24 protein-coding genes and 5 pseudogenes are annotated in these 24,003 nt (G+C 57.6%); 9 read left to right on the forward strand and 20 right to left on the reverse strand.

Annotated features, from left to right (window positions below; all coding sequences use genetic code 11):
• Window positions 1-164, forward strand: a pseudogene (locus H0485_RS18990) (IS5/IS1182 family transposase); the annotation flags it as partial.
• Here H0485_RS18990 and H0485_RS21925 read toward each other — a convergent pair.
• On the reverse strand, window positions 122-523 hold the full coding sequence (locus H0485_RS21925) for a helix-turn-helix domain-containing protein (protein ID WP_354002464.1): 402 nt from the start codon (window positions 521-523) through the stop codon (window positions 122-124). The pseudogene H0485_RS18990 and the gene H0485_RS21925 overlap by 43 nt on opposite strands.
• Window positions 436-1,611: a tetracycline efflux MFS transporter Tet(G) gene (gene tet(G) / locus H0485_RS19000; RefSeq protein WP_164685248.1), complete on the reverse strand. Its 1,176-nt coding sequence runs from the start codon at window positions 1,609-1,611 to the stop codon at window positions 436-438. The genes H0485_RS21925 and tet(G) overlap by 88 nt, the downstream gene beginning before the upstream one ends.
• Window positions 1,612-1,715: 104 nt before the next feature.
• Here tet(G) and tetR(G) point away from each other — a divergent pair, with 104 nt between their 5' ends.
• Window positions 1,716-2,342, forward strand: coding sequence for a tetracycline resistance transcriptional repressor TetR(G) (gene tetR(G), locus H0485_RS19005; protein WP_226937500.1), 627 nt, complete (start codon window positions 1,716-1,718; stop codon window positions 2,340-2,342).
• Here the strand turns inward: tetR(G) and H0485_RS19010 are convergent.
• The 10 genes and pseudogenes from H0485_RS19010 to H0485_RS19055 all read right to left on the reverse strand — a co-directional run.
• Window positions 2,339-2,455, reverse strand: a pseudogene (locus tag H0485_RS19010) (DUF3363 domain-containing protein); the annotation flags it as partial. The gene tetR(G) and the pseudogene H0485_RS19010 sit on opposite strands and share 4 nt — an antisense overlap.
• A 93-nt stretch (window positions 2,456-2,548) precedes the next feature.
• The gene (gene floR / locus H0485_RS19015) at window positions 2,549-3,763 is read right to left on the reverse strand and encodes a chloramphenicol/florfenicol efflux MFS transporter FloR (RefSeq protein ID WP_226937501.1); all 1,215 of its coding nucleotides are present in this window, start codon (window positions 3,761-3,763) and stop codon (window positions 2,549-2,551) included.
• Window positions 3,764-3,983: 220 nt separating this feature from the next.
• A pseudogene (locus H0485_RS19020) lies at window positions 3,984-4,088 on the reverse strand (DUF3363 domain-containing protein); the annotation flags it as partial.
• A gap of 10 nt (window positions 4,089-4,098) precedes the next feature.
• Window positions 4,099-5,061, reverse strand: a complete 963-nt coding sequence (locus H0485_RS19025; RefSeq protein WP_226937502.1) for a LysR family transcriptional regulator — start codon at window positions 5,059-5,061, stop codon at window positions 4,099-4,101.
• A gap of 12 nt (window positions 5,062-5,073) precedes the next feature.
• Window positions 5,074-6,147 carry a 23S rRNA (adenine(2503)-C(2))-methyltransferase RlmN gene (gene rlmN, locus H0485_RS19030; protein ID WP_125334607.1) on the reverse strand — a complete coding sequence of 358 codons (1,074 nt, stop codon included), beginning with the start codon at window positions 6,145-6,147 and terminating at the stop codon, window positions 5,074-5,076.
• 93 nt (window positions 6,148-6,240) lie between these two features.
• Window positions 6,241-6,810: a TetR/AcrR family transcriptional regulator gene (locus tag H0485_RS19035; RefSeq protein WP_226937503.1), complete on the reverse strand. Its 570-nt coding sequence runs from the start codon at window positions 6,808-6,810 to the stop codon at window positions 6,241-6,243.
• A gap of 104 nt (window positions 6,811-6,914) precedes the next feature.
• Window positions 6,915-8,147 carry a DUF3363 domain-containing protein gene (locus tag H0485_RS22040; protein ID WP_226937532.1) on the reverse strand — a complete coding sequence of 411 codons (1,233 nt, stop codon included), beginning with the start codon at window positions 8,145-8,147 and terminating at the stop codon, window positions 6,915-6,917.
• A gap of 168 nt (window positions 8,148-8,315) precedes the next feature.
• Window positions 8,316-8,969: pseudogene (locus H0485_RS22045) on the reverse strand (relaxase/mobilization nuclease domain-containing protein); the annotation flags it as partial.
• Between the two features lie 241 nt (window positions 8,970-9,210).
• The gene (locus H0485_RS19045; protein WP_226937504.1) at window positions 9,211-9,702 is read right to left on the reverse strand and encodes a hypothetical protein; all 492 of its coding nucleotides are present in this window, start codon (window positions 9,700-9,702) and stop codon (window positions 9,211-9,213) included.
• A gap of 231 nt (window positions 9,703-9,933) precedes the next feature.
• Window positions 9,934-10,686, reverse strand: a pseudogene (locus H0485_RS19055) (DUF4158 domain-containing protein); the annotation flags it as partial.
• A 125-nt stretch (window positions 10,687-10,811) separates the two neighbouring features.
• Between H0485_RS19055 and H0485_RS19060 the strand changes: the two are divergent.
• The 3 genes from H0485_RS19060 (at window position 10,812) to H0485_RS19070 (ending at window position 13,131) form a co-directional block, all read left to right on the forward strand.
• Entirely contained in the window at window positions 10,812-11,426 is a 615-nt protein-coding gene (locus H0485_RS19060; protein ID WP_226937505.1) for a recombinase family protein, read from the forward strand.
• 65 nt (window positions 11,427-11,491) lie between these two features.
• Complete coding sequence (gene aph(3'')-Ib, locus H0485_RS19065; protein ID WP_025464697.1) at window positions 11,492-12,295, forward strand: aminoglycoside O-phosphotransferase APH(3'')-Ib; 804 nt, start codon at window positions 11,492-11,494, stop codon at window positions 12,293-12,295.
• The gene (locus H0485_RS19070; protein ID WP_226937533.1) at window positions 12,295-13,131 is read left to right on the forward strand and encodes an APH(6)-I family aminoglycoside O-phosphotransferase; all 837 of its coding nucleotides are present in this window, start codon (window positions 12,295-12,297) and stop codon (window positions 13,129-13,131) included. Before aph(3'')-Ib ends, H0485_RS19070 begins: the two co-directional genes overlap by 1 nt.
• A gap of 247 nt (window positions 13,132-13,378) precedes the next feature.
• On the opposite strand, the gene H0485_RS19075 is transcribed toward H0485_RS19070, so the two are convergent.
• From H0485_RS19075 to H0485_RS19095, 5 genes are all read right to left on the reverse strand, one after another.
• Window positions 13,379-13,567, reverse strand: coding sequence for a hypothetical protein (locus H0485_RS19075; protein WP_226937506.1), 189 nt, complete (start codon window positions 13,565-13,567; stop codon window positions 13,379-13,381).
• A gap of 371 nt (window positions 13,568-13,938) precedes the next feature.
• Entirely contained in the window at window positions 13,939-15,483 is a 1,545-nt protein-coding gene (gene lnt, locus H0485_RS19080) for an apolipoprotein N-acyltransferase (RefSeq protein WP_226937507.1), read from the reverse strand.
• A 38-nt stretch (window positions 15,484-15,521) separates the two neighbouring features.
• Window positions 15,522-15,845 (reverse strand): hypothetical protein, encoded by a 324-nt coding sequence (locus H0485_RS19085; protein WP_226937508.1) that lies wholly within the window; start codon window positions 15,843-15,845, stop codon window positions 15,522-15,524.
• Between the two features lie 113 nt (window positions 15,846-15,958).
• Entirely contained in the window at window positions 15,959-16,255 is a 297-nt protein-coding gene (locus H0485_RS19090) for a hypothetical protein (RefSeq protein WP_226937509.1), read from the reverse strand.
• Window positions 16,252-16,506 carry a hypothetical protein gene (locus H0485_RS19095; protein WP_226937510.1) on the reverse strand — a complete coding sequence of 85 codons (255 nt, stop codon included), beginning with the start codon at window positions 16,504-16,506 and terminating at the stop codon, window positions 16,252-16,254. The genes H0485_RS19090 and H0485_RS19095 overlap by 4 nt, the downstream gene beginning before the upstream one ends.
• A gap of 113 nt (window positions 16,507-16,619) precedes the next feature.
• Between H0485_RS19095 and H0485_RS19100 the strand changes: the two genes are divergently transcribed.
• From H0485_RS19100 to H0485_RS19115, 4 genes are all read left to right on the forward strand, one after another.
• Window positions 16,620-17,054, forward strand: a complete 435-nt coding sequence (locus H0485_RS19100; protein WP_226937511.1) for a hypothetical protein — start codon at window positions 16,620-16,622, stop codon at window positions 17,052-17,054.
• The gene (locus H0485_RS19105) at window positions 17,047-17,253 is read left to right on the forward strand and encodes a hypothetical protein (RefSeq protein ID WP_226937512.1); all 207 of its coding nucleotides are present in this window, start codon (window positions 17,047-17,049) and stop codon (window positions 17,251-17,253) included. Before H0485_RS19100 ends, H0485_RS19105 begins: the two co-directional genes overlap by 8 nt.
• Window positions 17,254-17,387: 134 nt before the next feature.
• Complete coding sequence (locus tag H0485_RS19110; protein WP_226937513.1) at window positions 17,388-19,166, forward strand: site-specific DNA-methyltransferase; 1,779 nt, start codon at window positions 17,388-17,390, stop codon at window positions 19,164-19,166.
• Between the two features lies 1 nt (window position 19,167).
• Window positions 19,168-21,825: a DEAD/DEAH box helicase gene (locus H0485_RS19115; protein WP_226937514.1), complete on the forward strand. Its 2,658-nt coding sequence runs from the start codon at window positions 19,168-19,170 to the stop codon at window positions 21,823-21,825.
• 189 nt (window positions 21,826-22,014) lie between these two features.
• Here H0485_RS19115 and H0485_RS19120 read toward each other — a convergent pair whose 3' ends face one another.
• From H0485_RS19120 to H0485_RS19130, 3 genes are all read right to left on the reverse strand, one after another.
• On the reverse strand, window positions 22,015-22,449 hold the full coding sequence (locus tag H0485_RS19120; protein ID WP_226937515.1) for a hypothetical protein: 435 nt from the start codon (window positions 22,447-22,449) through the stop codon (window positions 22,015-22,017).
• 253 nt (window positions 22,450-22,702) lie between these two features.
• Window positions 22,703-22,945, reverse strand: a complete 243-nt coding sequence (locus tag H0485_RS19125) for a hypothetical protein (protein ID WP_226937516.1) — start codon at window positions 22,943-22,945, stop codon at window positions 22,703-22,705.
• A gap of 19 nt (window positions 22,946-22,964) precedes the next feature.
• On the reverse strand, window positions 22,965-23,387 hold the full coding sequence (locus H0485_RS19130; RefSeq protein WP_226937517.1) for a hypothetical protein: 423 nt from the start codon (window positions 23,385-23,387) through the stop codon (window positions 22,965-22,967).
• Between the last annotated feature and the right edge of the window lie 616 nt (window positions 23,388-24,003).

Here is a 24,003-nt window from a genome sequence, read left to right on the forward strand (position 1 = left end):
ACCGCCGAAGCCGCGTCGAGACGAAGATGCATTGCGTGAAGCTGCTGGGCCAGCGGCTCATGGCTCGGGACTTCGACCGTCAGGTCGCCGAGCTCCAGGTCCGCATCGCCGTCCTGAACGGCTACACAGCGCTCGGCATACCTGTCACGGAAGCCGTGGGATAAGTCTGTCCGGGGAAAGGGGAACCTCGGCAAACACGCGATTTGCGCAACAGAGCCATGCCAAGGTCTTCTTCCAGCGCCTTCACGCGGGCGCTGACGCTGGATTGCGCCACGCCGAGCGCATTGGCGGCGTGGCGGAAGTTCAGATATTCGGCGACGGCGAGAGTGTGAACTAAGGTCATCATCGGCACTCGCCCCGAGAGGAGATGATGGCTCAACGGATTTAATCCGTCATTCCTCGTAAGTCTACGCATACCAATTCGCCATGACTCAATCACAATGAAGTTGCGAAAGGTCTGAGTAGTATTGGCAGACATATTAAATAGAGGATCGCGCCGACAATCCAAACCCAACCGTTCCATGCTCCTATGGTGGCAGAATAGAGTGCCGTGAAGCCAAGCGGTCCCGCGATAGAGCTTAGATTGGTGAGGCTTGTAAGCGTTCCCTGTAAAGCTCCTTGCTTGTTACTTCTGACATTGTTTGAAAGCATTGCCTGCAAGGCCGGCATGCCAACACCTCCGGCGGCAAGCAGCAACAAAATCGGGAACACCATCCATCCCTGCGTGGCAAAAGCCAGAAGAATGAAGCCAGTCGCATCCGCAGCCATGCCAAAGAGTAGCGTGCGCCGCTCTCCAAGCCGGCTTGAAAGCGGACCGGTAACAAACGCTTGGAAGATCGCGTGTGTTGCTCCAAATGCCGCAAGCGACAAACCAACAGTCGTGGTGTCCCACTGAAAACGGTCCTCGCCATAGATGACCCATAGGGCCGCAGGCACTTGGCCGATCAGTTGAATAATGAAGAAGACTGCGAAAAGCGCAGCTAGCCCGCGCAATGCATCATCCAGCCGGAACAGAACGAATGGTTTGATGCGAACCGGCTTTCCGGTCCCGCCATGGCTGTGATGAGTCTCCTTGAGAAAAATGCAGGCAAGCAGGAACGCGAAGCCGTTGAGAAGGGCAGCGGCGATAAACGGAGCATGGGCAGAAATACCACCGAGCATGCCACCAAGTGCTGGCCCGGCAATCATGCCTGCTCCATAACAGGCCCCCATGTAGCCGAACCAGCGTGCGCGAGAACCTTCCCCCGTCGAATCGGCAATGGTTGAGGCAGCTACGGCTCCGGTTGCTCCCGTGACGCCAGAAACGAGTCGGCCGATATAGAGAACCCATAAGACCGGCGCTGATGCCATAATCGTGTAATCGACTGCGGCCCCCGCAAGAGAAGCCAGAAGCACCGGACGCCGGCCGTAAGCATCTGAAAATTTTCCAAGCACGGGCGCGAAGACGACCTGCATCAACGCATAGAGTGACAGCAAAGCACCATAGTGACCAGCGACCTGTTCCGCCGGCACAAGCTCGCGCAGAAGCGTCGGAAGGACCGGCATGATGAGGCCGAGTCCCATGGCGTCGAGACTGACGATCAGCAGTGCGATGATGGCAGAGCTGCGCACCTGAAACTCCAGCGCCGCTCAATGCGAGCGACTTTATCAATGATAAGAACATAGACATAGAAATTATCGTTGATAAATTGTCAAGCACTGGCAGAGGAACGTGAATGACCAAACTGGACAAAGGCACCGTGATCGCAGCGGCGCTGGAGCTGCTGAACGAGGTTGGCATGGACAACCTGACGACGCGAAAGCTCGCTGAACGCCTCAAGGTTCAGCAGCCTGCGCTTTACTGGCATTTCCAGAGCAAGCGCGCGCTGCTTGACGCACTTGCGGAGGCGATGTTGACGGAACGCCACACCCGCTCGCTACCCGAAGAGAACGAAGACTGGCGGCTATTCCTGAAAGAGAACGCCCAGAGTTTCAGAACGGCGTTGCTCTATTATCGCGACGGGGCGCGCATCCATGCCGGCACTCGACCGACAGAACCGAATTTTGGCACTGCCGAGACACAAATACGCTTTCTCTGCGCGGCGGGCTTTGGTCCGAAGCACGCTGTTTGGGCGCTCCGGGCGGTCAGTCACTATGTGGTCGGTTCCGTTCTCGAGCAGCAGGCATCTGATGCCGATGAGAGAGTTCCGGACAGGCCAGATGTGTCCGAGCAAGCACCGTCGTCCTTCCTGCACGATCTGTTTCACGAGTTGGAAACAGACGGCATGGATGCTGCGTTCAACTTCGGACTCGACAGCCTCATCGCTGGTTTCGAGCGGCTGCGTTCATCTACAACAGATTAGAGGCTTATGCCCCTTTGCCGCCCCAACTGCCACGACACCGATCCGCTTTGCACGATGCCGATGACCTCACGGCCGAGCTGGCGGTCGATGACCGGCCGCCACGGGACAAGGGAAATGAGCGGTATCTTGCCGGACAGGATACCGCCATTCACAAGGTTTCGATGATTATTGCGCCGCATCGGAGCGGGCTTGCTTCCAGTCGTCGGCTAGACGACTGGCGACTTCTCGGTGGCAGCATCACGGGATCGAAGGAGCGCCAGCCCCAACGACACCAGCACTGCCATTGCCGTGGCGTAACAAATCACGGGCCACGCTGTATCGCCGTTTAACAGCGTCACCGCCAATGTCCCGACGATACTGACTATCAGGCTTTGGATGCAGAAGTAGAACGCAACCGCTGATCCAGCGATGTCGTCGAACTCTGCCAAAGCGCCGTTCGCGGTAACGGACACCGTGAAGACAATACCGACCGCGACAACCCACATCGGTAGGATGAAGGTGAGGAATGACGGCGAGCCGTAAAGTTCGCCGATCCCCAACAGGACCGCTCCGCAAACAAGCAACGCCATCCCACGCGCCACGCATCCCGCGATGCCCCATCTGGCGACAAAGGACTTCGCGAAACGGGTTGTCACGATCATTACAAGCGCGACAGTGGCGAAGGCAAAGCTGAATCCGATCTCGGAATATTCCGCTTGGCCTATGAGCACACGGGGAGCCGTCGAGAAGAAGACGAAGTAGGTGCCCATACCGGCGCTAAAGCCGACAGTGTAAACCCAAAAAGCCGGACTCGCGAAGATCGGCAAGACAGATCGGCGCGTCTTGACTTGATCCAGAGGGCGGGTTTCGTGCCACCTGAAACCCGCATTTAGGAGTGCGAGCATCGCCAGTATAGCCAAAGTAATGAATATCGCCTGCCATCCCAAGAACTCGCCGATCAATACTCCGGCGATAGGGCCGAGCGCAGGCACGAACGCCAGCATCGAACTGAAAAGGCCGTAGATGACGACACCCTCAGGACGATTGGCATAAACGTCGCGAACCGTCGCGAACGTCGCCACCAGCATGGCCGACGCGCCCACTGCTTGAAGCAGACGGAAAGCGACAAAGGCTGGTGCAGTTGAAGACCAAGCTGCTCCCAGAGACGCAATGACGAAAGCCGTTGCGCCCGCAAGTAGAATTGGCCGTCGCCCGATGCGGTCTGAGAGCGGACCAAAAATCACCTGGCCCACGCCGAGCATCACCATATAGAGGCTCAACGTGAGTTGGATCATGGCGGGCGTCGTGTTCAGGATGCCGGGCATCGCTGGAACGACGGGGAGATAAATATCCATCGCCAGTGAAGCGAGGATGTCGAAGGGAGCCATCAGCAGCAGTGCTGCCGACAGCGTATAGGCCCACGCGGGGCGTGTGGTGGTCATGACGAATCAACCGCTCGATTAAGGAATACCGGGCGACGTCTGCTCGTCAGCAATCAGATTGGGGATTGATCTTACAGAACGCCGCAACAACAGTGCTTGTTGTTGCGGCTTACTTGTCGGCCGACTTGGCGTTTCCCATGCTGATAGCCCCACATTTGGCAATACGAATATCTATCTCCTATCCGAATAGCGCCGGTGTCGCAACGCCGTTTCAGGTGCTCTAAAGTCCCAACCCCCTTTGCCGCCCCAACCGCCACAACACCGATCCGCCCTGCACGACGCCCATGACCTCGCGGCCGAACTGGCGGTCGATGACCGGCCGCCAGCGGCTAGATTCAGTCGGTGCGGGCGATCTGCCCCATGTGGCTGGCAAGGCAGAGCAGATTTTTCAGCGTGGCGCTGCGGTTGGACGGCGACCAGATGGCCGAGAACGTAATCGGTTCCGGCTCGTCGGCGAACGGCAGGAAGACGACGCCGGACGTTGGCAGCAGCGCCGTGGCTGCCCCGACGATGGTGATGCCGAACCCCTGTCCGACCATGGACAATAGGGTGCCGCGCCCCACGTCGAAACGCAGAATCGACGGCGCGGGCCAGCGCCCGGCGAGGCGCAAAACGATATGGTCATGCGCTTGCGGGCCGGTGCCGCCATGCCGGACTAGGAACGTCTCGCCGACCAGATCGGCCCATGTGACGCTTGCCTGCCCGGCGAGACGGTGCCGCTCCGACAGAACGGCGACCCGCGGTTCCGTCCAGATGCGGCGGGAATTGCAGTCGGGCAGTTCGGGCGTGCCGGCCACAAAAACTATGTCGAGCATGTCGGCGCGAAGCTGCATGACGGTATCGCGGGCCGTGCCCTCGGCGATTTCGACCTCGATGCCGGGGTGGTCTTCGCGGTATTGGTCGATCAAGTTTGCGAGGAAGCTGTGTGGAATCAGGGCATGGATACCGATGCGAAGCCGACCGCTTTCGCCGGCTGCCGCCATGCCGGCGGTCTTCACGGCATGGTCAAGTTGGTCGATGCCGGCCGCGATCCGCTCGACAAAATGGCGTCCGGCTTCTGTCAGGCGAACGCCGCGCGCATGGCGCTCGAACACGAGGATGCCAAGATCGTCCTCCAGCGCCTTCACGCGGGCGCTGACGCTGGATTGCGCCACACCGAGCGCATTGGCGGCGTGTCGAAAGTTGAGATATTCGGCGACGGCAATCGTCTGGATCAGCGACAAGAGAGGTATGCGCGACCCGAGCAGCGTTTCACTTGATCGGAAGGCATCGTTCGCATGTCTTTTCGAACGCCGCATCCTATGCTCCCGCTAGGCGGCCTTTTTTGTGGCTCCGCGTTTTTCGACCGGGATTCCGCGCAGATCGCGCAACCAGAGCTGACCGCATGCCGCCGAAATATCCCGCCCCTGTGTATCCCGCACCACCACCGGCACACCGGCGCGATCCAGCACTTCACGGAAAAGTCCGAGGCTGCGGTCGCCGGTTCGATCAAGCGCGATGCCATCGACAGGATTCCAGCGCATAAGGTTCACACGCGCCCTTCGCTTGTTCATGAGACCGGCAAGCCGTTTCGCATCAGCAAGCGTGTCGTTGATGCCGGGGAGGACCAGATAGACAAAGGTGACGATCCGGTTGTGCCGTTCCGCCCATGACGAAGCGCGCGCGATGACTTCATTGATGTCGTGCTTACGCGATCCGGGGATGAGACGGTCGCGAACTTCCTGCGTCGTCGCATGCAGCGATATAGTCAGATTGATCGCCAGATGCTCTTCTCGCAATTGCGCTAGAGCCTTCGGTATGCCGATGGTCGAAAGCGTGATTCCCGTGGTGGGAAAATTCATCCCTCGCCGGTCGCGCAGGATACGAATCGCCTTCATCACCTGCTCGTAGTTGTTCAAAGGCTCGCCGATGCCCATGAACACGATCCGGTTGACCTTCGGCCCGAGTTGAACGACCTGTTCGACAATCTCGCCCGCCGAAAGGTTGCGCTTGAGGCCGGCTTGGCCGGAAGCGCAGAACTGGCAGGCGAAGGCACATCCAACCTGTGACGAAATACAGGCGGTGTGTCCGTCGTGACGACGGATCAGAACGCTTTCAACGGCATAACCGTCATGAAGGCCGAAAAGCACCTTCTGCGACCGACCGCCGCGCTCATGCGTGATTTTGCGAAGGCTCCGCAACTGGACGCCCCGAGCCTCTGACCAGTTCCGCAAGGCGCGCGGCAGGTCCATGTGTGGGCAGAACAGGTCGCGATAGGCGATTTGCGGCCCGCTGCTCGCGTTCAACGCATCGAACTCGTCGGCCATGAGGTTCAGCGCCAAGGTTGGCGCAGGCAGTGCTTTTTGTCGTTCGGCCCCCAACGGGCTGGGTTCTTGTATAGGCATGATAGTCGTTCCGGGTTTCCGTGCCCGGCGATACCGTGGCGCATGCCTTATAGATAACCGACACGACGGTTATAAACAACCCTCCAGATGGTGTTACCCGAACACATGGTCGGGATAGAGGACGGACAGAAGCATGTGGGTGCGCTTGGTCATGAAAGCCGCTAGCTCGCCTTCCGGCTCAACGAGCCACTGCATGCAAGACCCCTGAATGACCGTCTGAATCAAGCCGGCGGTATGCTCGGGTTGGCGCGGCCCGGCGGGCAGTCGTGCCTCGATAGCTTTCAGGACCAGTCTGTTCCGCTCCGCCGCAAGGGCGCGAAGCGACGGCTCCTGAACGTCTCCCCACAATAGAAGAAGGTAGCCTTCCGTTCCGGCACCGTCACCCATACCGGCGATGAGGTCCTTGAGCATCGCCCACAGCGGATCGAGGCCCTTTTCGGGACTCGCACCCGCGAAATAGTCGCGCACCTCCTGCGTGTTGCGCTCCATGACCTTTAGATGCAGCGTCGCCTTGTCTTTCAACCGCTGGATCAGTGCAGCCCGCGAGATGCCGACCGCTTCCGCAACATCGGAGAGGGTGAAGGCCGATGGACCTTTCTGAAGAAGGATGCCTAGCGCGGTATCTAGAATGAACTCATCGCTATGTAGTTTCGGTCTCGGCATATCTTCTTTTCTACTGCTCGCTTGAATGATGGCCCCTACAATAGCCGGCATCCAGCGTGAGATACACGGGGCATGATAGATACCGGATAAAACACGCGTATGTGCTAAAGGCCAAGGTCATGCCTTCGCCCCAACTGCCACGACACCGATCCGCCCTGCACGACGCCAGTGATCTCGCGGCCGAGCTGGCGGTCGATCACCGGCCGCCACGGGACAAGCGTGAACTCATGGCTCTTTTCCACCACGGCGAACTTGCCGCTCGATAGCTGAACGGTCCCGGTGAACTTGCCGCTGACGTTCTCGCCGTCCGTGGCGGCACGGAACGGCAACCCCTTGCCCTCGGCCATCTCCGCGCCAATGCGGGCAACCTCCCGCTCGCGCAAGGTGGCGAGAAGGCTGCGCCGGTAGAAGATGCGGCCGTTCCGTGCTCGGGTGGCATCGCCCTGTTCGATGTGATGCTCGCGCCGCTGGTCCATCGCCTCACGCACCTGCTGGCCGAAGCCGGCCGGCGCAAGGTCGACCGTTTCGCCATGGACCAATCGCCGGTCCAGCCATGTCGTGCCGTCCGATCCGATCTGCTTGCCTAGATCGACCGGGGAAAGGATGCGAACGCTGGCCTGCCGGTCACGGCCGGCGTCATAGGCGGCGGCGCGGCTGACCAGATCATCGGGGATGCGCCATTGGTCGGCGTCGATCCTCTCGACGATCCCGGCGCGGCGCAATGCCTCCAGTCGCCGGACATGGGCATCGACATAGCCCTCATAATCGCCGCCCGGAACGCGGCCCTCGAACTTCGCCTGCTCCAGATGACGGCTCGGCCGGTAGATGCCGTTCTCGGCGATGGATGTGATGGTGCGGTCGGACGGCCGGGCTGCCGCTTCGGCCGGACCGATCTCTATGATACTGCCAATGCGGGCATCCTCCAGCCGCTCGGGCGCGATGCCGGCGATGTGGTGCGTCCGCCCGTCGATCCCGTCCACTACGATTGTCAGGTTCTCACCCAGCTCGTCGGACAGGTGCTTGTCCACGACGCGGCCAAAGATTGGCGTCTCGGGCACTCCGTCATGGATTTGGAAACTCATGGGGTCGCGCTGGCCGCCCTTTGGGCCGAGCGCCTTCTGCATGGTGCGGATAATGTCGCCGCGTTCGCCCAGCTCGCGCAGGGCCGGCTCCATGTCCTTGCTCAACTCCCAAACGCCGGGCGCGTGTTCGGTCGCCAGCCCCATCTTCTCCAGCTTGCCGAGACGGCGCAGGCGCAGCGTCCGCTCGAATTGCCGTTTCGGCTCTGCCGGTTCATGGCGCAGGTCGAGGAAACGCGCATCGGCTTCCTCGGCCATGGCGCGGTCGATCCGGGTGAAACGATCTTGGTCGATTTCGGCCGACAGCTTGCGGGTCTGCTCGATCTCGGTGACGGGGCCGAGTTCCAGACTGGCAAGCTCGCTGGCGCGTTCGCGCAGGCCGGCGGAAAGGTAGTCGCCGTTAATGACTAGATCCCCGCCCGTATCGTCGCGGCCGTTGACGATGATATGCACATGGGGATGGCCGGTGTTGTAGTGATTGACGGCAACCCAATCGAGTTTCGTGCCGAGGTCGGCTTCCACCTGTTTCATGAAATCGCGGGTGTAGGCCGTGAGGTCCGACAGCTCCGCGCCATCCTCGGGCGAGACGATGAACCTGAACTGGTGGCGGTCGTCCTTGCCGCGATCAAGGAAGGCGTCGCCATCGGCGCGGTCCTCGGTCGCCGAATAGAGCCGGCCGCGCTCGCCGTCGCGTGAGGTTCCGTCACGCTGGACATAGCGCAGATGCGCGCGGGCACGGCCGCCCTCCCATGCGGCCCTGACGCTGCGCTGCTTGACGATGACGCGGCGGCTGCCCGGCTGGCGATGATGCCAATGGCCGGAGATATTGCGGGCGCGCACGAAGCTCGCGCCCCGGCCGCGCTTCACGCCCTTGCCGCTGGCGACCACGGCACGGGACCGGCCCGGCGTTGACGGGCGGGCGGATGACGGCACGGAAGGATCGCGGGAGGCCGCTGCCTGATGCTGCCGGGCGATCTTCTTGACCTGCGTGAAAAAGCTCTTGGTCTTGCCAGCCTTCGGCGTGTCGGATCGGATGCGGCCGGGCTTCGGACGGAAGCGGTTTTCGTCGTCGGCGCTCATGGGCGCGACTCCAGCGAAAACCGCTGAAAACAGGCTGATCTGCGCCTATGGTGCCGCTCGAAACCCTGCAAAGCCAAGGCTTTGCGCAAAATCGCGGCACGCGGCCCCTTAAAACCATGGTGCCGGAACCGGCCACCTAACCAGTGTGCAGACAACAATAATTTCCAGAAGCGGCCCGATATGGTGCCGTCTTCTTTAATCTTGCCCTCCGCCCTTTCTGCCTTTTCTGCCCCTCCTGCCTTCATGGTCCTGCTCCATCCGCTGCACGATCCTGCACACCGCGAGGCGCTGCGGAGCGCGCCGCCGGCTCGTCCGGCAAAGCGAATTTGAGCCGCCATGTGCGCCATGCTTCGGCAACCGCCCCGGTGCCGGGAAACAGGTCGTCGAGCGTATCGTCGGGACGCGCGGCGACCATCTCGAAAGCCCAATGGCAGACCGCTTCGGGCTTTGCGCCAGTGAGGCCACGGCGAAGCGTGATGCTCTCCTGAATCCAGTCCCGCATCACCAGCCGTTTGCTGACGACAGGCTTTCGCGCCGCCTTCACGATGACCGGCTCCCACGCAAAGGCGACCGGGATATTGCGTTTGAACGCCGCAAATCCCTTCACCCATGCCATCCATCGCGCGCCCGTCCTCTCGACCAGCGGGGCAAGCGTTGCGATAGAGCGCGGCGTCGCGGCGGCGTGCAATATCCAGCCGTCATAGTTGCGATCCAGCCGCTCGATCAGGCGCACATGATCGACCTCGCCCGCGTAATCGGGATGGTCCCGATAGAGGTGCGCGCAGCCGATATAGGGCGGGTCGGCATAGGCGATCTACATCACCCAAACCGCAGCGTCTATGTCGGCAAGCAACCAGGCGGTGTCCAGAATCGGATCAGCCTTAGCAAAGGCGTTGCAATGAGCGTTCCCGCCTCAGTGCACACTTAGCGTGCTTTATTTTCCGTTTTCTGAGACGACCCCAGTCACCCGATGGGCAGGAACGCCGGCAAGCAGATCCTCGGGGAGATCGATGCGTTGCAGATATTCGAGCCGGTCGAGCAGCCGGTTGGCCGACGAAGAGTTCGAGCCAGGCTCGAACTGGCGCAGCCACACAAAACGGGTCACCCGATCATCAGCCGTCTCCTCGAGCAATGCCAGCAACTGTTCTCGGATCGACATAGGCAGCCGACTGGCGATCCTCGTCTCGATGCGTCGCTCGGCATCGACGAGAGCCGCGGCACAAAGCCGCTCGATCGTGGATGTCGCGGGAAGGACAGTGCGGGTGCGTCGGCACTCGGCTACGAAGCGACGGGCGATATCCTCGTTCGACACCGCCATCTCGGCTTCTCGGAACAACCATTCCTTCAGCTCGCTCGCACCACGTCCGGAGAAGGTGCGGAAGCCGTAGAGCCCCCGTAACTCGGCAAGATGCTCGTGCCGTGTTTCCTCGCGGGCAGCATAGTCTACGAGATCGTCGGCACCCAGGCCAAGCTGCGCTCCGATAAATTCGATGACCTCTGCAGGGATCAGTTCGCCTGGAGCCAGCACCCGGCCGGGATAGCGCAGGACACACAATTGCAGGGCGAAGCCGAACCTGTTGTGAGCGCGCCGACGCAGCCTGATATGCCCAAGGTCTTCATCACTCAGCGTATAGTGCTTGAGCAAATCCGTCTGTGAAGTCGGCAAGCGCAACAGCGCGTCTTTCTGCCGATCGGTTAGAGTGACGCGACGCGGCATACATGTTCCTTTTTCAAAATCTGATAGCGTTCAAGACGCTTTGTTTATGAAGCTGGTTGAGATACATTTCCAGAGGTCAATGCAATCGTGGCCGAAGCGCCGCCTCAAACCAACGTTTGTGATACATGCTGATCGGATATGCCCGCGTCTCCAAAGCCGATGGCTCGCAGTCTCTCGACCTGCAGCACGACGCCTTGCGCGCCGCAGGTGTCGAACGGGACAATATCTATGATGATCTTGCTTCCGGCGGTCGTGATGATCGCCCTGGTTTGACCGCTTGCCTCAAGTCATTGCGTGACGGCGATGTGCTGGTGGTCTGGAAGCTCGATCGCCTCGGACGATCGCTTGCCCATCTGGTCAACACGGTGAAGGAGCTGTCAGACCGCAAGATCGGCCTGCGGGTTCTGACTGAAAAGGGCGCTCAGATCGACACCACGACTGCGTCCGGTCGCATGGTGTTCGGAATCTTCGCCACCTTGGCTGAGTTCGAGCGGGATCTGATCCGAGAGCGCACCATGGCGGGTCTCGCCTCCGCGAGAGCGCGCGGTCGCAAGGGCGGACGAAAATTCGCGCTCACCAAAGCTCAGGTGCGTCTCGCGCAAGCCGCCATGGCCCAGCGCGATACTTCAGTTTCCGATCTCTGCAAGGAACTTGGCATCGAGCGCGTCACTCTCTACCGGTACGTCGGCCCCAAAGGCGAGCTCAGAGACCATGGAAAGCATGTTCTCGGACTTACGTAGCAACTCGTTTCTTTTCGCAGGTTGAGCCACCTCCGCGCCTCATCAGCAAACTGAAGGAACCTCCATTGAATCGGACTTATATTTTTTTGGGTGAATCGCATTCTGACTGGTTGCCTGTCAGAGGCGGAGAATCCGGTGATTTTGTTTTTCGACGTGGTGACGGGCATGCCTTCGCGAAAATCGCACCTGCTTCCCGTCGCGGTGAGCTCGCTGGAGAGCGTGACCGCCTCATTTGGCTCAAAGGTCGAGGTGTGGCTTGCCCCGAGGTAATCAACTGGCAGGAGGAACAGGAGGGCGCATGCCTAGTGATAACGGCAATTCCGGGAGTACCGGCGGCGGATCTGTCTGGAGCAGATTTGCTCAAAGCGTGGCCGTCAATGGGGCAGCAACTTGGGGCTGTTCACAGCCTATCGGTTGATCAATGTCCGTTTGAGCGCAGGCTGTCGCGAATGATCGGACGCGCCGTTGATGTGGTGTCCCGCAATGCCGTCAATCCCGACTTCTTACCTGACGAGGACAAGAGTACGCCGCAGCTCGATCTTTTGGCTCGTGTCGAACGAGAGCTACCGGTGCGGCTCGACCAAGAGCGCACCGATATGGTTGTTTGCCATGGTGATCCCTGCATGCCGAACTTCATGGTAGACCCTAGAACTCTTCAATGTACGGGTCTGATCGACCTTGGGCGGCTCGGAACAGCAGATCGCTATGCCGATTTGGCACTCATGATTGCTAACGCCGAAGAGAACTGGGCAGCGCCAGATGAAGCAGAGCGCGCCTTCGCTGTCCTATTCAATGTATTGGGGATCGAAGCCCCCGACCGCGAACGCCTTGCCTTCTATCTGCGATTGGACCCTCTTACTTGGGGTTGATGTTCATGCCGCCTGTTTTTCCTGCTCATTGGCACGTTTCCCAACCTGTTCTCATTGCGGACACCTTTTCCAGCCTCGTTTGGAAAGTTTTTTTGCCAGACGGGACTCCTGCAATCGTCAAAGGATTGAAACCTATAGAAGACATTGCTGATGAACTGCGCGGGGCCGACTATCTGGTATGGCGCAGTGGGAGGGGAGCAGTCCGGTTGCTCGGTCGTGAGAACAATCTGATGTTGCTCGAATATGCCGGGGAGCGAATGCTCTCTCACATCGTTGCCGAGCACGGCGACTACCAGGCGACCGAAATTGCAGCGGAACTGATGGCGAAGCTGTATGCCGCATCTGAGGAACCCCTGCCTTCTGCTCTTCTCCCGATCCGGGAGCGCTTTGCAGCTTTGTTTCAGCGGGCGCGCGATGATCAAAACGCAGGTTGTCAAACTGACTACGTCCACGCGGCGATTATAGCCGATCAAATGATGAGCAATGCCTCGGAACTGCGTGGGCTACATGGCGATCTGCATCATGAAAACATCATGTTCTCCAGTCGCGGCTGGCTGGTGATAGATCCCGTCGGTCTGGTCGGTGAAGTGGGCTTTGGCGCCGCCAATATGTTCTACGATCCGGCTGACAGAGACGACCTTTGTCTCGATCCCAGACGCATTGCACAGATGGCGGACGCATTCTCTCGTGCGCTGGACGTCGATCCGCGTCGCCTGCTCGACCAGGCGTACGCTTATGGGTGCCTTTCCGCAGCTTGGAACGCGGATGGAGAAGAGGAGCAACGCGATCTAGCTATCGCGGCCGCGATCAAGCAGGTGCGACAGACGTCATACTAGATATCAAGCGACTTCTCCTATCCCCTGGGAACACATCAATCTTACCGGAGAATATCGTTGGCCAAAGCCTTAGCGTAGGATTTCGCCCTCTCCCGCAAACGACCCCTATGGGGGGGCGCTGCGAGCGCTCCCCTTTTCGTTTGTGGGCCAGAAAAAAACCCAGGCATTTCTGCCTGGGCTTGAGTGTTCAACCGGAGGATCGTCTTTTTGTTCCGATTTCTGAGTGGTGGCTTTCGAGATCGGGGATTTATTCTTCGGTATCGTAATCGTCTGCGCTGTGCGAGGGATAAGCCATAGTCATGACGTGCCGCGCATCTTCAAAGTCGGGATTGGCAGGGATCTGATCGAGGTCATCTGCAAGAGCTGCTTCCGCCGCGAGGTCGGCATCCATCAGCTCTTCCTTGGTGTCTTTATCGCGGAAGCGGAAACCGCCCATGATTGCCTCCTGTCGGCGTGGTTGCGTCTAAATCAATTTAGAAGTTTACACCGAGCTTTCCGTCACGCAACTGTTTTTCGCTTGCATTGATGCTATGCAGAACGATTGCAGAGTGCATATGCTGCGCCATATCCAACTGCCTATGCTAAGGCTATATGCAAAAGCATATCGAAAACCATATGCAAAAATGATTGCGCATTACATATGCAAAACGATAGCGAAAAGCATATGCAAAATGATAGCTAAATGGACGGATTGAACAGATTTAGGGTCAGCCGTATATTGGAGAAGAGCCGTCCGACGAGCATCATGGGTGTGGTAGCCCCGCTCGGAGCGCGGTCGGTGCAACCTCGTCGCTGCCACGGCTCCTTTCACACCTCAATTCGATCTCTTTGCTTTACGCGCCCTATCGCTATTCCAGCGAACAGCATCAGTGCGAGAAGCGCATAGAGAGGCAGGTAGCCCAAAGCTGCGAATACGGTAGGCCGAAGGGGAAGCTGCGGCTCGTGCAGCAGGCCGGTGATCTCTGAGGGGATCGCGGATTTGATCGTCCCATCGCTGTCGATGACGGCTGACCATCCGGTTTGCGCGGCTCGGTAGAAGGGCTTGCCCATCTCGATTGCTCTGAGGCGGGTATATTGCAGAACCTGATAGGGACCAATGCTGTCGCGGAGCATGACTTCAGAGGTCGGATTGGCGAACCAGTCTGCCTGTTTGGCCTGCCGTGAGACTGGCCCAGACATAAGGCTTTCATAGCAGATCAGCACAGCATAGCGGCTGGCTCCCACGGACCAGATTTCCAAGCCGTCGCCTGCTTTCAGACCATCAGCCGTTCCGGTGAATGGCTGGAAGCCCAGCGCCTTGAAGGGCTGGGGCATGAACTCTCCAAATGGCACAAGATAGGCTTTGTCATAGCTCTCCTGCTGGGAGCCGGCCAAAGTTGCAACGACGCGGTTGAGGCTCGGATATGAGCCGTCAGGCTGGGGGTCAGTGGCATAGTAGCCCCAGAGGATCGTCATGTTCTCGGGGGCTGATTGCAGGATTGCGGTGAGGTCGTGACTTTCGGGATCGAGGGAGGGATCAAAGGGGATGGATAGCTCGGGCAGGATCAGCACATCAGCTCGTGCGGACGCGGCTGCATCAACCAGATACCGAATGTCTGCCATCCATGCCGTGCGGTCGAAATATGTGGGCCGGATGCGCTGCTCGCCTGCGGGCTGGCCCACAGCAATGCGCAGAGGATTTTCAGGATTGATAGGGTCGGGATCGGGAATAGCCGCTACAGCGGCCACAGAAGCTGCCAGAGCGGCGTAGGCGGCAAACCTAGCCCGAGGCCCGTAAATCCATGCTGCGGCCCCCAGCGCTGCGCCCAGCGCGAGCAGCGCGGTATTTGCCCCGAAGGTTCCGAGGATTGTAACCAATGGGGTGAGAGGCGTGTCCAGCAGGACTGCCGATAGCGGTGCGAGCGGTATCCCATAAGCAAGGTCGGATAGCATCAGATCGGCCAGACCCATACAGCCTGCCCAAAGCAGCATCGCACTGCCGAGGCGGTTGGAGCGCAAAGCGGCAGCAACAGCCATTGCAGCAGTCCACCACGGCACGAAAAGACCCATCGAGGCAAAGGCCCCGCCCAGCGCCCGCAGGGTGTAGCTGTCGTCTGAGGGGTAAAGGAAGGCGTGGCCCAGCCAGTGCAGCGAGACGCCATAATACCCAAACCCCGCAAAAGTGCCGATCAGGGCGCCCGCGAGGACCGGCTTTCTGCGCTCACTGGCATGAAGCCAGACGCGGAACAGCGCGGCGATCGCAAGGATCGTCACGGCAAGGGCTGTCATGGAGAGCCATGATGGAGGGTCTGAAAGAGGCCGGAGCCAGTTTGTGTAACCAGCACCGGCCAAATGGGCCGAGCCAAGGATCATGCCGCAGATTGCGGAAGGTGCGAGGTATCGGAACATCATCAATCTGGAAAGCGGTAGCGCCTGGGCTTCGGGGAAGGCTCTGGCTTGGGAGCCTGGGTGAAATCTGGGATGCGCTCGGAGACATGGATTTCAGCCTGGAGCTTCGAGGCTTCGTGCCAGCCGTCAGACCAGGCGCGGATATGGTCGATCAGCTCTGGGTGCTGGATCTTCGTAGCCGCAAGCACCTCGCTCATGCGCGGGTCGAGATCGGGGGCAGCGCCACGGCCTTCTGCGCAGGCGAGCTGGCCGAGGAAGTAGGAGCGGTTCAGCGTTTGCAGGCTGACCGGCTTATAGGTCGGTTTGTAGAAGCGATACTTGGACATTTGAGAACCTCCTTCGGGTTGGTGGTTCTCGCTGGGGTGACAATGGGGGGGTTGTGGCCGACGGCCCGCGAGATTGGCCGACTGTTATGCCGTGGTTGCGATTGAGGTGATAGTTACTCGGATGCGTAGAGTGCGTCGAGGATTGCCGCGCCGGTTTTGCGCTCTTCCTCTGACAGAGCTTCACGATGTTCAACGAGCCATTCATCAAGGCTCATGATGCGAAGATCGGGGCGGGTCTCCATGAACTGCCGCGCCTCGTCATGGAGCCGCATTTCAAACTCTTGGATCAGAGCCGGTTCGTCCAGTCGCGCCTTGATCTCTTGGATCATGGCCGCTTCGGAGATCATGCCCACCGGCCAAGCCGCGTCGATGGCTTCTTGGATTTTGCGATCTGCAATTTCACGGTTCATGCTGCTGCTCCCAGTGCTACCGAAAGATCATGCTCTTTAAGGTGAGCGCGGGCGCTGTCCCGAAGATGGTCAGCGTCTTCCAGCTCTTCTTCGATCATCTTCCACGTTGGGGGGCATACGTCATCGAGATCGAGGGCATCCCAGACGGCTTTGTAATGGGCGAAGAGGTAAGCATCGCGCTCTGCTGCGCTGGTGAACACGCGCACATCAGGCACGTTGTCTTCGCAGATCGTGACAGTGTGGATTTTCATGGCGGTTACTCCTTTCTCTACAATGTAGATTAAGCGAAGCGCTTGCGCGTTTCAAGTGTTTTCTCTACAATGTAGATCAAGCGATAAAGTCAGCCCGAGTTGATCCAGCGATTATGCACAAATTTGCCTCTGTCACCCTTCACCCCTCCCTGCCGGATCAGTCCTATCAGACGGACGCGGCGCGGCTGTGGGGTGTGCCGCAGGAACACGTCTACACCGACGATGTGAGGGGCATTGCGAAGACGACAAACTGGGGCGGCAAGCTGGGGCAGCGTCAGGAGCTGATCGCGGCACTCAAGCTCGTGCGGGGGGAGCCTGCGGCAGTCTTCTTTGCTACACCGCTCTGCGTGGGCTTCACGCCGCGCCATGCGGTCGAGACATTTTCGGAGATTTGGGAATGCAGGGCTGGCCTGTTTGTCTATTCGATGGCCCAGCTATTTGAGCCTTGGGATGGCGTTGAAGCCCTTATTGAACAGATCGAGCGGGATAAAAAGGCCGCTGCGCAGCGGGCGTGGCGGGCAAAACAGGGAGGAAGCAAGATTGTATAAGGTATATTTCCAGCCGAGAAATCCGATTGCGGGCGTATCAGAAGGCGTAGCTGAGTTTCCGACGCCCCAGGCGGCGCTTGAGTGCGCGGAGAACATGGTGCGCAGCGATGAAAAGGTGCGGATCATTGATCCCAATGAAGGTCAGATCAGCGTAGAGTTTCTTCGGGTGCTTGTCCAAAGGGAGAGCAATAAGCAATGAGCGGCAGTCTGGGGTCATGTCGCCAGCGTGATTACTCTTTGTCGCACACGCAGGGGTGTCCAGTAGAACGGCGCAGGTGGACATTCTTTTCTAGCCATAGCTCTTGGCGTTCCAAGTAAAATCGGTTCAAAGAGATGAAATCCTGCCGCGCAGGTGAAAGAAAATTGGTCATACGGCGTAGCCTGCCCGATCGGGTAATGGCAGCCGCCGCGCAAGCAAAGGAAGTAGGGATGCCGTCATTGAATTGGATTGGGAAAGAGGCGGTTGAACACCACCACAAAGAGGTTCCCTATCGGCTGGTTCATTGCGATGGTGACTTGTCAGCGGGCGACACCGATGCGGGTAATCTTCTGGTTCAGGGCGACAATCTGGAAGCCTTGAAGGCCCTTCTCCCATATTATGCTGGTGAGGTGAAATGTATTTACATTGACCCACCTTACAACACTGGCAACGAAGGATGGATATACAACGACAATGTGTCCTCGCCGGAAATGCGCGCGTGGCTCGGTCAAGTTGTCGGTAAGGAGGCGGAAGACCTATCTCGCCATGATAAATGGCTTTGTATGATGTATCCGCGCCTGCGCCTGTTGCGCGATTTCCTGCGAGAGGATGGCGTTGTTGCCGTGTCAATTTCGGATGCTGCCGTTCATCTTTTAAAGATGCTGATGAACGAGATTTTCGGGGAACGAAACTTCATCGCCGAAGTCATCACCGAGACAAATGTTCGCGGGCAAACCTACAAGGCGATTGCCCGAACCCACGAGTATTTGCTGATTTATGGTCGTTCGGAGGCCGTTGAACTCGCCGAAATATCGGATTTAGACCGTGCGTTTCCATACAAAGATGTGCGAGGCGGCTATGAACTTTGGGAATTGCGAAACCGAAACCCGCGTTTCAACAGGGCCAACCGCCCCAATCTTTACTTTCCATTGTATGCCGAACCTGTCCCTTTCGAAAAGGATCACCATCGCCTGACCTTGTTCCGAACCTCTACTTCGCAGATCGAGATTTTTCCTGTGGATGGCGATGGAACGGATGGATGTTGGCGATGGAGCCAAGAACTTATCAAAAAGAAGGTATTGGACACTGACGCGCCAGACCTTGTTGGACGCATGGTTAGAAGCGGGAAATGGACCGTCTATCAGCGAGCAAGGAAAAACACGAAAAGCGCAAAGTCCATTTTCAAGGGTAGCGAATACTTGAACGAAGCCGGCACAACTCTTTTGACTTCGATGGGGCTGCGGGGGAAGTTCGACCACCCTAAACCCTTAGGGCTGATTAGGACCGTTATCGAACTTGCCACAGAAGACGGCGATCTCATTCTGGATTCATTTGCCGGATCTGGGACTACTGGTCATGCCGTTCTTGATTTGAACAAGCAAGAGAACGGTGGCCGCCGTTTCATTCTTGTGGAAATGAAGCATGACATAGCCGAAAAGGTCACAGCGGAGCGGTTGAGATTGGCGATTACTGGCTATGACAAGGGCGGTGATGGCACAAAGCCTGTTCCGGCTTTGGGAGGTGGCTTCCGCTACTGTCGCCTTGGTGTTCCGCTCTTCAACGAATTTGGGGACATAAATGGTGAAGTGTCATTCGCTGATCTAGCCGCTCACGTATTTTTTGTCGAAACTGGTCTTCCCATTCCAGCCAAAGCACAGGTGGGAAATCCCTACCTCGGGAAGCACGGGGAGAAGGCAGTCTATCTGTTGTATACCCAAGGTCTTGAAGGCACACCACGCGAGGCGCTTGGCAATGTGCTGACACCTGACGCGCTAGTTGCCCTACCACCTTCTCCCGAGGGCTTCGACGGCATCCGAGTTGTTTATGCTGAAGGCACGACTGTATCCCATGACAGGCTTAAAGCTGAGGGTGTGGTTTTTAAGCAAATACCCTACCAGATTGCGGGGGTCTGATATGGCGGCGATAAACTTTGAACTGAAAGAATACCAGAAACTTGCCCTTGGAAAGTTTGGTGAGTTCCTGCGCGACAGCACGACTTTGGGTGCGGAAGTGGCCTTCATGAAGGCGACAAAATTTCCCTTCCGCAACGCACCCGCCGTTGCAGAAGGCACCCCCTTTGTATGCCTTCGTGTTCCTACAGGCGGCGGGAAGACGCTAATGGCCGCGCATTCTATCGGTATTGCGTCACGCGACTACCTTCAAACCACGAACCCCATGGTTTTGTGGCTTGTGCCTTCTACCGCGATCCTTGATCAGACCGTTGCGTCCTTGAAGGACGAGCGCCATCACTATCGCGCCGCTCTGCTCCAATCCTTCAATCGCAACTTTGCTGTGATGACAAAGGCCGAGGCGTTGGCTATGTCCAAGGCAGACGCGACAGGTGGGGCAGTAGTTATCGTCTCCACCATCCAATCCTTCCGACGTGAGGATGATAGTGGCAAAGAGAACCCCGATGGCTTGAAGGTCTACGAGGACGCAGGGGTCTTGATGGATCACTTCGGCAACTTGACCGACGAGCAGGTTGCTCTGCTAGACAAGATTGAAGGTGGCTCACGCCCCGTCTATTCTCTGGCAAACCTGCTCAAACTACATCGCCCCATGGTGATTGTAGATGAAGCCCACAACAGCCGGACCGAATTATCCTTCCGCACCTTATCGCGGTTTAATCCGTCGCTGATCCTTGAACTGACCGCCACTCCGCAAAAAGAACACAAGCCAGAACGCGACAAACATGCGTCTAACATCCTCTACTCGGTTTCCGCCGCCGAGTTAAAGGCCGAGCAGATGATTAAGATGCCCATCCGCCTGACCACGGACGCGGATTGGGTCAAGACCATCGGCGGGGCGCTGGATTGCCAGAAGGCGTTAGAAGAGGCGGCAAAGGCAGAGCAGGCCGAAACGGGGGAATACATCCGGCCCATCATTTTATTCCAGGCGCAAAGCGCGTCAAAGGATGACCCGACCCGTATCACTTGGGAGACTATCGAGAAATACCTACGGGAAGACCAACGAATTCCAAAGGAGCAGATCGCGGTCCATACCGGCCCGCGCAAAGACCTTGACGACATAGAAGACATACGCAGCGAGAAATGCCCCGTCCGCTATATCATTACCGTGTCAAAGTTGAAGGAAGGCTGGGATTGCCCCTTCGCCTACATACTCTGTTCTGTGGCCGATCAAGTATCTCCAACTGCGGTTGAGCAGATCCTTGGCCGTGTATTGCGTATGCCAAAGGCGCAGCGCAAGCGCCGAGATGCCTTGAACCAGTCTTACGCCTTTATCGTCTCGCGCAGTTTTGACACAACTGCGCAGCAGTTGCGTGATGGTCTGGTGGAAGGGGCTGGTTTTGACCCCTTGGATGCGGAACAAATCATCGCCCCGCAGCAGAACCTTAGCTTTGTTGAGGTTCAAGCACCCTATCAGTCCGACCCACTGCCCGCCGAGGTATCTGCCCCCGAAGTAATTGAAGCTGTGATCGACCGCCTACCGACTTCGATCAAGACCCGCCTATCGTTCGATAGCGAGACGCGGACGCTGACCTATAAGGGTCCAATGACGCGAGAAGGCCGGAACCTCATCCACTTGGCTTTTGCCGCTGTTCCGAATGTCGCTAGGACGATTGACCGACTTTATGCGAAGTCGAACCATTTTCAAACTTCTGCCGCTGATGAAGACGATAAGCCCCCCTTCATCGTCCCACTGCTTGGTTTCCGCAAGCAAGGCGAGCTACAACTGTTCTCGCAAGAACATTTCCTTGATTTACCATGGCGTTTGGACCAGTGCGATCCTTCTGAAATTTTAACGCGGTTCCGCCTGCCCGACACGGCCCGTATAGGCGAGATAGATGTTGGTTCGCATGGAGGGATTGAAATTGGTTTCCCAAAGAAAGTTCAGGCCGATCTTGCTGGGGTTATCAAAGAACCTGCGTGGAACCTACCTCGACTTGCCAACTGGATTGACTCCGGCATTGTCCATCCAGACATTACTAAACCAAGCGCGGTTGTATTTATCACTAAGGCTATTGAAATGCTAAATGCCGCAGGCCTCGATATTCATGTTCTTGCACGAAACAAATACGATCTGCGAAAAGCCATCGGAACACTGATTAGCGATCTTCGTGGTGAGCGTGAAGTTGGGCAATACCAAGCTCTGTTTGCTGCTAACACCGCTGATTTCGCAGTCAGCGCTGACTTGTCAATCATCTTCGATGAACAGACCTATGCTCCCAATCAGCCATATTCTGGGGCTACCAAGTTCGAGAAGCATTACACACGTCTTGTAGGTGATCTTCTCCCCACAGGGGAAGAGTTTGATTGCGCCGTTTATCTCGACCGACATGACAAGGTTCGATATTGGATTCGTAACGTCGATCGAAAGCAATCATCCTTCTGGCTCCAGCTCCCGCACGGCAAGTTTTATCCTGACTTTGTGGCAATGCTTACGGATGGTCGCATACTTGTTGTAGAATATAAGGGGGCGCAGCTTTACGAAGCTGAAAGCGCCAAGCGGCAGATTGGTGATGCTTGGGCGGCCGCCAGCGATGGGCAATGCCTATTCTGTATGCCAACCAGCCGCGACTATGGCCTCATCGACAGGACGATCGGACAATAGCAAAGCAGGCTCTTATGAGGCAGGATGCTTAGTGGTTCTACCGTTTGATTAGTAGCAATTGGTAACAGCTTTTAAGCGAGGCTCGGTTTGTAGGACCGAGCCTCCTATCTTTCAACCTTGTGTTGTAGCGATCAACTCTCTGGCAAAACATAATCAGGTTGACGCGACACTTTTACGATCTCCCTCATTTCATTCATCCCCATCAGGTATTTTCGGCATCGGTCGGGTAATAAACCAGACAGCGAGGTGCATCAAAACGATAGCGGGCATTGCTGCAAGCAGCGCGAGTGCGAAAAGAGCCGAGGGCGGTGTGGTGAAGAAGATGAATCCGCAAATAGTGAGGCCCTGAATGAGCGTCATGGTCGGCCAGTAAGGCAGGCCGATGATGCGGGGGGCATAGCAGATCAAGCCGCAAATCGCCGTGAAAGCCAGGAAGGCTGTTGTCAGGCGCGAGGCGTCGAAGCCGTGGATCTGATAGAGGTTCCAGAAGAGCTGGGTTCCAGCGGCTCCCATGACAGCCCCAAGAAACATGAGCCGCCGCGCAAGGCGCAGCAGCTCAAGAATGTCACCGGATCGCCGTGCATATTTCAGGCGGTCAATTTGTGTCGCAGGGGTGCGTGTCATGCCGCCACCTCCCTTAAAACATCTGCGTAGCGGTCGATGTGGCCGCAGGGGTTCTCCCAACGGCTGACATTAAACCATTCGCCGTCGTCACATTGTCTTGCCATGCGTGGTTCGCCACGCGGCCCCCCGCAGGTCGGGCAGGTATCTGCTATAGTGATTGTCCGAAGGTAGTTCTGGATAGAGGTCTGGGTGCGACCCCATGCCTTATCCTGAGCGGTGCGATCAATGACCGTAACGAGCATTCAGGTTACTCCTATTTCGGTTCGACGGTAATACCGATAGCGCCGAAGCCATCTGCCTCGTAGCCGTAGATAATGGGGCCATCTTCCAAGTCGTGAAGCTCAAGAAGACCCCCCTCGTTCTCGCGGATGACCGTATAGCCGTGGGTTTTGCAAAGGGTGACGGCTTCATCAACGCTACCCGCAAAGCCCAGGTCGATTCCATCTGCAACGAAGTCCTCATGCGTGGGCATGGCGAAGACATGATACTTTTTCATGCTGGCTCCGTTGTCTGATTTATAAAATCGCACCAACGATGATTGCCAGAACGATCAACAGAACGATGCCTGGATAGAGCAGGCCGAAGGTCGTGGCCGATGCTGTCATGACGAACATTGCCATGCCAACGCCGCAGACTGCGCAGAGCATCGCCAGTAGGGCTCGGTGGGGAGAGGGCATGACGGAAAGGTAGTAATGGGCCGACATGATCGCTGCCCAGAGCATGAGCAGGAAGCTCCCGATCCGATAGATACGAATTGTCCCGTCTGCTGCGAAGAGATCACCGCCGCCCCAGTGTGAATGGATCACAAAGCAAAGTGAAAGCGATGCACTGAATGCACAGGCCGAAGCGGTATGAGCTGCGAGCGCGACGGCGCGACGGCTCGGTGATTTGATGGCTGCGAGCTTAAAGGCGCGGCGCTCGATCATCGCTGAGATCATGGACACTCTCCCTAAATGGTTAATGTCAGAGTGCCTGCGCGTCTGGTATATGTCTATAAAAAAAGTGACATGGTGGGCAAAATCTCGCAGCATCGGGCAGAGCGCACATCGGTAACATACTGGCAAGGCAGGTAAACCTGTCCGCGAAATTGTGATCCAAATAATCAGAAAGGGCTTTTACACATCCATTAGTATGCACATAGTTGCATCATGGATGTAGGTTTGACTGCGCAGACTGGAAGACTATGCGTTTTTGGCTCGATATGGGGCAGTTCCTTCACATCCAAGCCATTGAATGCTCGGACCCGACGCCCCCGATCAGCGGGCATCGCCTCCATTAGAGGTCATGTGCAATGGGTTCACAAAATAATGGTAAACAACAATTTGTCTTTTACACTTCTGTGCAGTGCTGTTAACTCTCTCGCAAGGAAGAAACAGGACTGTGTTAGATAACTATGTTCAAGCGTGCAGCACTCCGTCAGCATCAGTCCCACGCTGGAACAGAGGTTCCTCGGTCAAAGCGCAGAGCGCTGTCCGAGGTTCAGGTAGGTCGCAATGAGAAGACGGCTCACGACTATTACGGGATACTGACGATTGAGAGAGAGGGTCCTGAAAG

The sequence above is a fragment of the Pseudogemmobacter faecipullorum genome, from assembly GCF_020539525.1.
GTDB lineage: Bacteria > Pseudomonadota > Alphaproteobacteria > Rhodobacterales > Rhodobacteraceae > Pseudogemmobacter > Pseudogemmobacter faecipullorum.

What these genes read in the sequence shown, in the direction of transcription:
- H0485_RS21925 (WP_354002464.1), bottom strand. Translation starts at nt 523, where the DNA reads ATGGAACGGTTGGGTTTGGATTGTCGGCGCGATCCTCTATTTAATATG.
- H0485_RS19125 (WP_226937516.1), bottom strand. Translation starts at nt 22,945, where the DNA reads ATGAAAAAGTATCATGTCTTCGCCATGCCCACGCATGAGGACTTCGTT.
- H0485_RS19035 (WP_226937503.1), bottom strand. Translation starts at nt 6,810, where the DNA reads ATGCCGAGACCGAAACTACATAGCGATGAGTTCATTCTAGATACCGCG.
- H0485_RS19075 (WP_226937506.1), bottom strand. Translation starts at nt 13,567, where the DNA reads ATGGGCGGTTTCCGCTTCCGCGATAAAGACACCAAGGAAGAGCTGATG.
- H0485_RS19060 (WP_226937505.1), top strand. Translation starts at nt 10,812, where the DNA reads ATGCTGATCGGATATGCCCGCGTCTCCAAAGCCGATGGCTCGCAGTCT.
- H0485_RS19095 (WP_226937510.1), bottom strand. Translation starts at nt 16,506, where the DNA reads ATGAAAATCCACACTGTCACGATCTGCGAAGACAACGTGCCTGATGTG.
- H0485_RS19025 (WP_226937502.1), bottom strand. Translation starts at nt 5,061, where the DNA reads ATGCGGCGTTCGAAAAGACATGCGAACGATGCCTTCCGATCAAGTGAA.
- H0485_RS22040 (WP_226937532.1), bottom strand. Translation starts at nt 8,147, where the DNA reads ATGGCCGAGGAAGCCGATGCGCGTTTCCTCGACCTGCGCCATGAACCG.
- H0485_RS19130 (WP_226937517.1), bottom strand. Translation starts at nt 23,387, where the DNA reads ATGATCTCAGCGATGATCGAGCGCCGCGCCTTTAAGCTCGCAGCCATC.
- H0485_RS19120 (WP_226937515.1), bottom strand. Translation starts at nt 22,449, where the DNA reads ATGACACGCACCCCTGCGACACAAATTGACCGCCTGAAATATGCACGG.
- H0485_RS19100 (WP_226937511.1), top strand. Translation starts at nt 16,620, where the DNA reads ATGCACAAATTTGCCTCTGTCACCCTTCACCCCTCCCTGCCGGATCAG.
- H0485_RS19085 (WP_226937508.1), bottom strand. Translation starts at nt 15,845, where the DNA reads ATGTCCAAGTATCGCTTCTACAAACCGACCTATAAGCCGGTCAGCCTG.
- H0485_RS19070 (WP_226937533.1), top strand. Translation starts at nt 12,295, where the DNA reads ATGTTCATGCCGCCTGTTTTTCCTGCTCATTGGCACGTTTCCCAACCT.
- rlmN (WP_125334607.1), bottom strand. Translation starts at nt 6,147, where the DNA reads ATGCCTATACAAGAACCCAGCCCGTTGGGGGCCGAACGACAAAAAGCA.
- H0485_RS19090 (WP_226937509.1), bottom strand. Translation starts at nt 16,255, where the DNA reads ATGAACCGTGAAATTGCAGATCGCAAAATCCAAGAAGCCATCGACGCG.
- H0485_RS19110 (WP_226937513.1), top strand. Translation starts at nt 17,388, where the DNA reads ATGAAATCCTGCCGCGCAGGTGAAAGAAAATTGGTCATACGGCGTAGC.
- floR (WP_226937501.1), bottom strand. Translation starts at nt 3,763, where the DNA reads ATGACCACCACACGCCCCGCGTGGGCCTATACGCTGTCGGCAGCACTG.
- lnt (WP_226937507.1), bottom strand. Translation starts at nt 15,483, where the DNA reads ATGATCCTTGGCTCGGCCCATTTGGCCGGTGCTGGTTACACAAACTGG.
- H0485_RS19115 (WP_226937514.1), top strand. Translation starts at nt 19,168, where the DNA reads ATGGCGGCGATAAACTTTGAACTGAAAGAATACCAGAAACTTGCCCTT.